The organism is Lysobacter enzymogenes (assembly GCF_017168095.1).
Classification (GTDB): domain Bacteria; phylum Pseudomonadota; class Gammaproteobacteria; order Xanthomonadales; family Xanthomonadaceae; genus Lysobacter; species Lysobacter enzymogenes_D.
This window is the reverse complement of the sequence record NZ_LXSD01000062.1, coordinates 1-8413: the sequence shown is the minus strand read 5'-3', so window position 1 is coordinate 8413 and position 8413 is coordinate 1. Positions and strand designations below refer to the sequence as shown.

General features: G+C 71.1%; 11 protein-coding genes and 1 pseudogene. 2 read left to right on the top strand and 10 right to left on the bottom strand.

The window, feature by feature from the left end:
- Nucleotides 1-75 precede the first annotated feature (75 nt).
- Entirely contained in the window at nt 76-417 is a 342-nt protein-coding gene (locus tag A7A76_RS01875; protein WP_206409605.1) for a hypothetical protein, read from the bottom strand.
- Nucleotides 418-623: 206 nt separating this feature from the next.
- On the opposite strand from A7A76_RS01875, the gene A7A76_RS01870 reads away from it, so the two are divergent.
- The gene (locus A7A76_RS01870) at nt 624-1457 is read left to right on the top strand and encodes an NRDE family protein (RefSeq protein WP_206409604.1); all 834 of its coding nucleotides are present in this window, start codon (nt 624-626) and stop codon (nt 1455-1457) included.
- 241 nt (nt 1458-1698) lie between these two features.
- Here A7A76_RS01870 and A7A76_RS01865 read toward each other — a convergent pair whose 3' ends face one another.
- The 5 genes from A7A76_RS01865 to A7A76_RS01845 form a co-directional block, all read right to left on the bottom strand.
- Nucleotides 1699-2259, bottom strand: coding sequence for a hypothetical protein (locus A7A76_RS01865; protein WP_206409603.1), 561 nt, complete (start codon nt 2257-2259; stop codon nt 1699-1701).
- Nucleotides 2260-2384: 125 nt separating this feature from the next.
- Complete coding sequence (locus A7A76_RS01860) at nt 2385-2789, bottom strand: hypothetical protein (RefSeq protein ID WP_241200669.1); 405 nt, start codon at nt 2787-2789, stop codon at nt 2385-2387.
- A gap of 47 nt (nt 2790-2836) precedes the next feature.
- Nucleotides 2837-3043 (bottom strand): PspC domain-containing protein, encoded by a 207-nt coding sequence (locus A7A76_RS01855; RefSeq protein WP_206409602.1) that lies wholly within the window; start codon nt 3041-3043, stop codon nt 2837-2839.
- Nucleotides 3044-3104: 61 nt separating this feature from the next.
- Entirely contained in the window at nt 3105-3482 is a 378-nt protein-coding gene (locus tag A7A76_RS01850) for a DUF5329 domain-containing protein (protein WP_206409601.1), read from the bottom strand.
- Complete coding sequence (locus A7A76_RS01845) at nt 3479-4201, bottom strand: SGNH/GDSL hydrolase family protein (protein WP_206409600.1); 723 nt, start codon at nt 4199-4201, stop codon at nt 3479-3481. Before A7A76_RS01845 ends, A7A76_RS01850 begins: the two co-directional genes overlap by 4 nt.
- A 62-nt stretch (nt 4202-4263) precedes the next feature.
- Here A7A76_RS01845 and A7A76_RS26180 point away from each other — a divergent pair.
- Nucleotides 4264-4314, top strand: a pseudogene (locus tag A7A76_RS26180) (DUF6053 domain-containing protein); the annotation flags it as partial.
- 145 nt (nt 4315-4459) lie between these two features.
- On the opposite strand, the gene A7A76_RS01840 reads toward A7A76_RS26180, so the two are convergent.
- The 4 genes from A7A76_RS01840 to A7A76_RS01825 all read right to left on the bottom strand — a co-directional run.
- Nucleotides 4460-5530: a class III poly(R)-hydroxyalkanoic acid synthase subunit PhaC gene (locus A7A76_RS01840; RefSeq protein ID WP_206409599.1), complete on the bottom strand. Its 1071-nt coding sequence runs from the start codon at nt 5528-5530 to the stop codon at nt 4460-4462.
- A 1-nt stretch (nt 5531) separates the two neighbouring features.
- The gene (gene phaE, locus A7A76_RS01835) at nt 5532-6860 is read right to left on the bottom strand and encodes a class III poly(R)-hydroxyalkanoic acid synthase subunit PhaE (protein WP_206409598.1); all 1329 of its coding nucleotides are present in this window, start codon (nt 6858-6860) and stop codon (nt 5532-5534) included.
- Between the two features lie 187 nt (nt 6861-7047).
- A complete protein-coding gene (locus A7A76_RS01830; protein ID WP_206409597.1) occupies nt 7048-7662 on the bottom strand; it encodes a CDP-alcohol phosphatidyltransferase family protein in 615 nt (204 codons plus the stop codon).
- Between the two features lie 205 nt (nt 7663-7867).
- A partial coding sequence (locus A7A76_RS01825) for a D-(-)-3-hydroxybutyrate oligomer hydrolase (RefSeq protein ID WP_241200668.1) occupies nt 7868-8413 on the bottom strand: 546 nt, incomplete at its 5' end.

Genomic DNA, 8413 nt, shown 5'->3' with positions numbered 1-8413 from the left:
CGCCCGCCGCGGCGCCGGCCGCCGCGAGCGGCCACCGGCCGACGGTGCAACGGATGGCGGCGGCGGTGAGCATGGTCAGGTCTCCGGATGAGGGCGGCGGCAGCCCAGGCAACGGCGCAGGCGCCCGTGGCGGCTGCGCCGCGGCCGCGACAACAGGCCGCCGCAGGGGCATTGCGGCTCCCTGCCGCGTTCCCAGCGCCACAGGCGCCAGAACGAATGGACGAACAGGGTCGCGGCGGTGCCGAGACCGGCGAACTGCAGACACTGCGCCAGCCGCGCGTACGACCCGCCCGGCAGCGCGGCCGCGCCGGCGTCGGCCGGCACCTGCCCGGTCACGATCCCGGCCGCGAGCGCGAGCGCGGCCACCACCGCGGCCGGCGCGAACAACTGCAACGACATCCTGGCGCCACGATTCATCGATTGCCTCCCCATTGAGCCGGCTGGCCGACAAGCCGGCTAGGTAAACGGGGGCGGGTCTCAGTCGATGAGACGGTGGCCAGAATATGGCCAGCGCGCCGCGGCGGCCTCTGCCATTGGTCCGTGTGCCGATCGGTCGCTTGCCGCTGGTGGCGCGCGCGCGGCTGTGGGCAACTATGCGGCGACGGCGGGACTAGAATGCGCCGATGTGCCTGATCGCCCTCGCCTGGCAACACCATCCCCGCTACCGCTTGGCGTTGATCGCCAACCGCGACGAAGCGCACGCCCGCCCGACCGCGCCCGCCGGCGCCGACCCCGACGACCCGCAGGTCTTCGGCGGCCGCGACCTGTCGCAAGGCGGCAGTTGGCTGATGGTGTCCGCGCGCGGCCGCCTGGCCGCGGTGACCAACGTGCGCGACGGACGCCAGCTCGAAACCGCGCCGCGCTCGCGCGGCGCGCTGGTGCGCGAGTTCGTGCGCGGATCGATGAGCGCCGGGCAGTACCTGGAAACCTTGCGCGCGCCGGCCGCGCAGTTCGGCCGCTTCAACCTGTTGCTGTGGGACGGCGCGCAGTTGCGCTTCGGCAGCAACCATCCGCCGGCCGGCCACGGCGCGTTCCAGACCTTCGCCGTCGCCGCCGGCGTGCATGCGATGACCAACGGCGCGTTCGACGCGGCCTGGCCCAAGAGCGGCCTGGCCACGCGCGCGCTGTCGGCCTGGCTGGATTCGCCGGCGTCGCGGCAGCCGCCGCTGCGTAATTCCGACGGCGCCCCGTCCAGCGCCGACCCCGGCCTGGCGATGCTGCTGGCGGCGATGGCCGACACCACCATCGCGCCCGACGAGGCCTTGCCCGATACCGGCGTCGGCCTGGAGCTGGAACGTTTGCTGTCGCCGCCGTTCGTGCTCGGCGAGGCCTACGGCACGCGCTGCAGCACCATCGTGCTGATCGATGCGGATGGAATCGACTTCATCGAGCGGCGCTACGGGCCGGGCGGCGTGCACGGCGGAGAAAGCGCGGTGCGTCTGCGCATCGGTGATTGACCAACACCCGGGCCGCCGTTCGCGCAGATCGCGCCGCGCGGTCGAACCCGCAAATGAGAAGGCCCAGGCCACGAGGTGTCCCTCGGGTGTCCGGGCCTTCCGTTATCGGAGCGACTCCAGCGAAAGAGGTTAATCCGCTGGTTTTTCTCCGACGCCCGCAGAGTACCGCCGGCCGCGTTAGGCAGCGGTCAAACCTGCGTGAGCGCGACGATAATCGCGCCTGCCCGTGGCCGGCCCAGGCTCACGGCAGCTTCTGCGACGAACGCGGCGGACACTTGGGCACCGGCGGCGGCGGGCTGAAACCCGGGACCACGGCCTGGAACAGGTAATACGGAATGCCGCCGGGATAATTGCGGCTCGGATCGCCGATGCAGGTCTTCCAGTAGGAACCGGTGCCATTGACGCTGTCGGGGACGTCCACGAACAGATGGCCGTCCAGGTAGGCATCGCGCAGGTACGCCGGGCGGGTGTGGTTGTTGCTGTCGAACAGATCGATCAGGCCGGACAGATCGTAATCGGGATCCTTGTAGTGGCCGCAGTGCACGCGGATGTCGAGGCTGGAGTTCTTGCAGGTGAAGTACATCTCGGTCAGCGGCGGGCCGAAGCCGGTGGTGCGCGCGTGGACCTTGCGCCCGTCCAGGAAGATTTCGGTCTGGCCGAAGTTCTGGGCCTGCCAGTACGCCACCAGTGCCTGCTCGCTGGCGAACGGGCCCTGGCTGTGGGACGTCTGGGCCTGGGTCGCGGCGGCGTGCGCCACAGCGGCGGCGCCGATCAGCGCCAGCGCGATCGCTTTGAACGTCATCGGTTATGTCCTCGTCGGATGCGGTTCGCGGCGTCCGTCGTGGACGCCGGGCCGGCGTATCGCCGCGCCGGCTTCGAGGTACTCGCGTTCGGTGCGCAAAACGGCTCACGCCGCGGCGCGGGCGCTCAGCCCGGCCAGGGCCACCAGCCGCGGCCGGTGCGGGCGTAGCGATCGGCCGCGCGCTCGAAGCGGTTGCGCACGCTGATGCCGCCGCAGGCCAGGTACAGCGGCAGGAACAGCGGACCCAGCACCATGTACTGGTAGACGTGGGCGCGTTCGTGATCGGCCAGGCAGATCGGCGGCTCTTCGCCGTGGCCGGCGTCGTGGGCGTAGGTGTGGCACGGCGAATCCAGATCGCCGCCGGTGTGCAGGATCACGTTGCCCAGGGTGATCGCCCCGCCCGGGCCCCACGGCCAGTGCTGGAACACCAGGGCCAGATCGCGACGGCGCAGTTGCGCGCGCGCGCCGAACGGCAGCGCCAGCAGGCCGGCGAGCAGGCCGGCCGCGGTGACCGGCGAGGTCCAGATCAGGCCGAGCGCGGTACCGGCCGCGCGCAGCGCGCTTGGCAGCGGCGCGCTCAGCCGCAGCCCTCTTCCGGCATCAACAGCCACAGCACCAGATACGCCAGCGCCACCGGCAGCACGAAGGTGGCCAGGGCCAGCACGACGAAGCCCGCGCGCACCAGCACCGGGTTCCAGCGCAGGCGCAGGGCGAGGCCGCCGCAGACGCCGGCGATCATGCGGTCGTGGCGCGACCGGCACAGGGTTCGGGTGGCGCGGCTCATCGCTTGCGGGCGCTCCGGCGGGGCTCGCGGGCAGTCTAGCGCGTCGAAGCGACGGCGGCGTCTACGGCGCCGTCGCGCGTAACTGAACGAGTTTGGCTTGCAGCCACGCCGCCGAGGTCGTCGCCGCGGCCTTGCCGCAACGCACGTGATAGGGCTGGCCGCTGAGGCTGCTCTGGCTGGCGCCGCGCTCGATGAACAGCTCGGCCGTGTCGGCGAGGCCGCGCTTGCGCAGGTAGGCGAGTTTCTTGCGCAGGTGTTCCTGCGCCTGGGCCGCGTCGTACCAACTGCCGTTGCGTTCGAACCGGCAGCCCGACTGGCCCAGCGCCTGGATCAGGCGCTCGGTTTCGCGCTCGGCCTGCGGCGAAGGCGCGGCCTGGGCGGCGGCGCTCGCGCCGAGCAGCGCGAGCGACAAGGCGGCGATGGCGAGCTTCGTATTCATCGCGGCGCCGGCAGCTTGGCCAGCCAGGCACCGACGACGCCGGCCCAGATTTCGTAGCCGGTGCGGTTCATGTGCAGGCGGTCGCCGACGAACAGTTCTTCGCGCGCGGCGCCGTCGGCGCCGAGCATCGGCGTGAACGTGTCGAGGTAATCGACGCCGCGCACGCCGCGGGCGAAATCGCGCACCAGCGCATTGGCCTCGCGCACCTGCGGCAGGATCGCCGCGCGCGACGGGCTGGGCTTGATCGAGATGAAGGCGATGCGCGCCTTCGGCGTGGCGGCCTGGACCTTGCGCACGAACGCGGCGAAATCGTCGCGCACCTGGCGCGGGGTGCGGCCTTCGTGCAGGTCGTTCTCGCCGGCATAGAACACCACCGCGCGCGGTTGGTAGGCGTTGACGATGCGGTCGGCGAAGTAGACCGCATCGTAAGCGCGCGAGCCGCCGTAGCCGCGGTTGATCAGGACCACGCCGGGAAAATCGTCGGCCAGCGTGGTCCACAGCCGGATCGAGGAGCTGCCGACGAACACCACCGCGCCGGGCATGCGGCGCACGCGCGCGTCTTCGGCTTCCCAGGCGCGCACGGTCGGTTCCCATTCGCCCGGGTCGCGCGGCGCGGTGCCGGCGGGCGTCGGGGTTTCGGCGTGGGCGGCGTTGGGCGGCGGCGCGGAGGCGCAGGCGGCGAGCAGGATCAGCAGCAGCGGCAGCAGGACACGGCGCATTCGCGGGCTCCGTTGGGGGACGCGGGGGAGAGTAACCGGGAGCGCGTTAAGGCGGCAGGGGCGCGGCGATCGGAGCGGAGGGCATCGGGCCTGAAGGCCCTCCCACAAAATAGCCCTCCCACAAAATAGGACTCCCACGAATAGGCCTACCGCAACACAGGCCCTCGCATATGCAAGAGCCTGCGACAAACGCGGCGCCGCGCCCGCAAGCGCGAGCCGGCCCGCGATGCGCCGCATCGCGGGCCGATGGTCGCGGCTTCAGCGCGAACGCTGGGTCAGCCAGTCGTGGATCGCGCCGGGCACTTCGCGCTGGGCACGGCCGGAGACGTAGATGCCGATGTGGCCGCCCTTGAACGACAGCTCGCTGTAGTCCTCGCTGCCGACCAGATCCTTGAGCGCCTTCGACGCCGCCGGCGGCACCAGATGGTCCTGCTCGGCGTAGATGTTGAGCACCGGCATGTCGACATAGCCCAGGTCGACCGCGCGCCCGCCGATGTCGATGCCGCCGTTGACGAAGCCGTTGCCCTGGTAGAACTGCTTGATGAACTGGCGGAAGGCTTCGCCGGCCTGGTCGGGCGAATCGAAGATCCACTTCTCCATGCGCAGGAAATCTTCCAGCGCGCGCTTGTCGTCGAGGATGTCGATCAGGCCGACGTACTTCTGCACGAACAGCCGCCACGGCTTGAGCGTGAGGTAGCACCAGTTCATGACGTCGGCCGGGACGTTGCCGAGGGTGTCGACGAACTGGTCCACGTCCAGGCCGCGGGTCCAGTTGGACAGCATGTTGTCGCGGGTGTGGAAATCCACCGGCGTGACCATGGTGATGAGGTTGCGCACCTTGGCCGGATTCAACGCGCTGTAGCACAGCGAGAACGCGCCGCCCTGGCAGATGCCGAGCAGGTTGATCGCGTCCTGGCGGTACTCGCGGCGCAGATGGTCGACGGCGCCGCCGAGGAAGCGCTGGATGTAGTCCTCCAGCTCCAGATAGCGGTCGGAGCGGTCGGGATAGCCCCAGTCGAGGATGTACACGTCCTGGCCGCGCTCGAGCAGGCCGCGCACGATCGACTTGTCGGCCTGCAGGTCGACCATGTACGGCCGGTTGACCAACGCGTAGGCGATCAGCAGCGGCGCCTTGGCGGTCGGCGCGTGCTCGCCGCGGAAGCGGTACAGCGCGACCTTGCCGTCGCGCCAGACTTCCTCGCGCGCGGTCGCGCCGTAGTCGATGTTGTCGACTTCCTGCAGCGTGTCGAGCCCGGCGCTGAGCTTGCGCTGGGCGGTGAGCGCTTCCTGGGCCAGCGATTCGGCGGTGAAGTTGATCGGTGCGGTCATCTCAGCGCGCTCCCTGCTTGGCGGACTTGGCCGGCTTCGACGGCGGCTTGGCCGCAGCGGCGCGCCTGGACGGCGCGGCGGCCTTGGCTGCGGCGGGTTGGGCGGCGGCCTTCGTCGCCGCGGATTTCACCGCTGCAGGCTTGGCCGGCGGCTGCGGGCGGGCGATCGCGGTCTTCTTGGCCGCGCTCTTGGCCGCAGGTTTTGCGGTTGCGGATTTGGAAGCAGCCGGCTTGGAAACAGCCGGCTGGCTGACAGCGGGCGTGGCCGCCGCAGCGGCCGAAACGCTAGGCGCGGACGCGGCGGCCTGCGCCGCGCGCGGCTTCGGCTGGGCGCCGCCCTTCTTCGCAGACGGCCGCGGCCTGGCGGCGGGCTCGCCCGCGCCGTCGCCGCCGCGCAACTGCAACACCTCGTCGCGCAGCCGGCGCAGCTCGCGCTCGAGCTGGACGATCTTGCGGTGCGCCGCATCGATCTCGGTGCGGGTCGGAATGCCGTACTGGCCGCTGGCCTGTTCGATTTCCTTCTGCACGCCGGCGCGCAAGCGCATCTGCGAATTGACCAGCGCCGCGTAAGCGTCGCGGAAACGCGGCGACAGCGCGATCTCGGCGTAGGCGTCCTCGGCCGCGTCGATCCACAAATCGAACAACGCGCGCGCGCTGCCGATCTGCCGGCCCGGCTCGCTGCGTTCGGCCAGCTTGTCCTCGAAGCGCTTGAACGCGTCCTGGCCGGCTTCGGCCATCAGCGCGTTATAGGCCTGGCTCTGCTGTTGATAGTTCAAATAGGCCTGGGCCAGTTGCTGCACGCGCTCCTGGTGCTCGCGCGCGAAACCGAACGCGGGCAGGCCGAGCAGGCCGCTGCCGCCGTCCTGGAAGCGTTCCAGCAACGGCTTGACCTGTTCGACCCAGCGCGCGAAATCCTGCTGGCCCGGGCCGCGCATCGCGCCGAACACGTCGGCGAAGGGATTGGCGCCCTGCCCGCCCAGCGCCTGCTTCCACGCGCCGGCGATGTCGCCGGCCGAGGCGTCGCGGCCGGCGAACTGCGCGGCCAGTTTCTGGATTTCGCCGAACCAGCCGCGCGCCTGGCTGTTGAAGCGGTCCAGCGTGTCCTCGACCTGCGGCTGGGCGCCGCCGCGGGCCAGCTGCGACCACCAGTTCAGCGCCTCGTTCCAGCCCGGGATCGACGGCTGCGCGGGTTGCTGCGGCTGCGCGCCGCGCATCATCTCGCCCCATGCGCCCCAGTACTGACGTGCGAGGCGTTCGAAGTCCTGCGGGTTGAAGCCTGAGCCGGCGCCGAAATCGCCGGGGTTGTTCGAGCCGAAACCGAAATTCGCCATCGCCGCCTCCAGGGTTTGTCCCGATCATAGCAACCGCGTGTTGCCGGGCGCTGCCTGTGTCGTGAGGCACACAACCGCGTGAACGCGCGCGGCGACGATTTACGCGCAAATCCGCTCGCTCCCTGCAGGAGCGGCGCGAGCCGCGACCGCGAATCGCGGCGTGCGGCGCGAGATGGAAGCCCTGCGGTCAGGGCTTGGGGATGCGCAGCGTCTTGCTGATCATCAGCGATCCCGACAACGCGAACATCAGCACCATCGGATGGAACAGCCACGGGCCGATGCGCACGCCGCCGAACCACAGCTGATCGCCGATCGCGCCCTGCCACGCCGCCACCGCCAGCACGATCACCAGCAGCAGGCTGGTCGGGATCGGCGTGCCTTCGAAGTATTTGACCTTGCCTTCGTCGCCCGCCAGCGCTTCGGCGGTGACGTTGTAGCGCGCCAGCCGGCTCACGCCGCAGCCGACGAAGTAGCTCAGCACCACCCAGTCCCAGCCGCCCTGCAGGCCGCAGGCGTAGGCCAGCGCGGCCGGGGCGACGCCGAAGGAGATCACGTCGGCCAGCGAATCGAGTTCGCGCCCGAGCGTGGACGAGGACTTGCGCCAGCGCGCGACCCGGCCGTCGAGCGCGTCGAACACGAACGCCAGCGGGATCAGCGCCATGCCGATCATCAGGTTGCGCACCTCGCCGTCCTGCAGGAAGCGCATCGCGGCGAAGATCGCGCCGGTGCCGCAGAAGGCGTTGGCGAGGGTGAACCAGTCCGCGAGGTGGAACTCGCGGAGCATCGAAAAGTGACGCGGCATGCGGCGCAGCTCCGTGGCGAGGCGGCCGCGCGGCCGCCCGAAGACGTTCAGCCTGCCAAAGCCGGCGCGTGCGCCGCAAGGGGCGCAAGTCGCAAGCGCGACGCGCGCGCCGTCGGCAAGGCCGCCATCGCGTCGCGTGCGGGCCTGTCGCGGCGCGATGCGGGCCGCGCGGGCCCGCTCGGTTCGGCCGTCCGGTTCAGCTCGCTTACTTCGGCAGCGCCAGGTTCTGCGCCTGCAAGCCCTGCCCTTGCGCGCGCGGCACGGTCTCGACCACCGCATCGCCCGGCAGCGCCGCGCCGCCGCCCAGGTGCGCGTCGACCCGATCCAGCGCCGCGTACACGTACGGCAGCAGCGGCAGATAGCGCGCGCCCAGCGCCGGCAGGCCGAGGAAGGCGTCGAAGTGCTGGACGTTCCTGATCTGCCAATACGTCACCTGCGCCCCGGCCTTGCGCGCCATCGCCACGTACGGCGCGCTGCTGAACGCCGGCGGGATCAGGCCGTCGTCGAGGCCGTGCACCACCACCACCGGCAAGCCCTTGCGCGGCGCGCCGGCGCGGGTTTGCTCCACGCCCTTGCGCACGCGCTCGCCGGCGGCCTTCAGCGCCGCCTTGTCGGCGTCGGCGCGCAGCGGCTGGCCGGTCCACAGCTCGCGCAGGCCGGCCATCGCCTGCAGGCGCGAGACGCCGGCCGGGCCGAACAACTGCACGCCGGCGCCGGGCGGAATACCGCTGGCGTCGGCCCACCACGCCGC

Coding starts and splice junctions, on each gene's coding strand:
- A7A76_RS01850 (WP_206409601.1), bottom strand. CDS start 3,482: ATGAATACGAAGCTCGCCATCGCCGCCTTGTCGCTCGCGCTGCTCGGC.
- phaE (WP_206409598.1), bottom strand. CDS start 6,860: ATGGCGAATTTCGGTTTCGGCTCGAACAACCCCGGCGATTTCGGCGCC.
- A7A76_RS01865 (WP_206409603.1), bottom strand. CDS start 2,259: ATGACGTTCAAAGCGATCGCGCTGGCGCTGATCGGCGCCGCCGCTGTG.
- A7A76_RS01855 (WP_206409602.1), bottom strand. CDS start 3,043: ATGAGCCGCGCCACCCGAACCCTGTGCCGGTCGCGCCACGACCGCATG.
- A7A76_RS01870 (WP_206409604.1), top strand. CDS start 624: ATGTGCCTGATCGCCCTCGCCTGGCAACACCATCCCCGCTACCGCTTG.
- A7A76_RS01830 (WP_206409597.1), bottom strand. CDS start 7,662: ATGCCGCGTCACTTTTCGATGCTCCGCGAGTTCCACCTCGCGGACTGG.
- A7A76_RS01840 (WP_206409599.1), bottom strand. CDS start 5,530: ATGACCGCACCGATCAACTTCACCGCCGAATCGCTGGCCCAGGAAGCG.
- A7A76_RS01845 (WP_206409600.1), bottom strand. CDS start 4,201: ATGCGCCGTGTCCTGCTGCCGCTGCTGCTGATCCTGCTCGCCGCCTGC.
- A7A76_RS01875 (WP_206409605.1), bottom strand. CDS start 417: ATGAATCGTGGCGCCAGGATGTCGTTGCAGTTGTTCGCGCCGGCCGCG.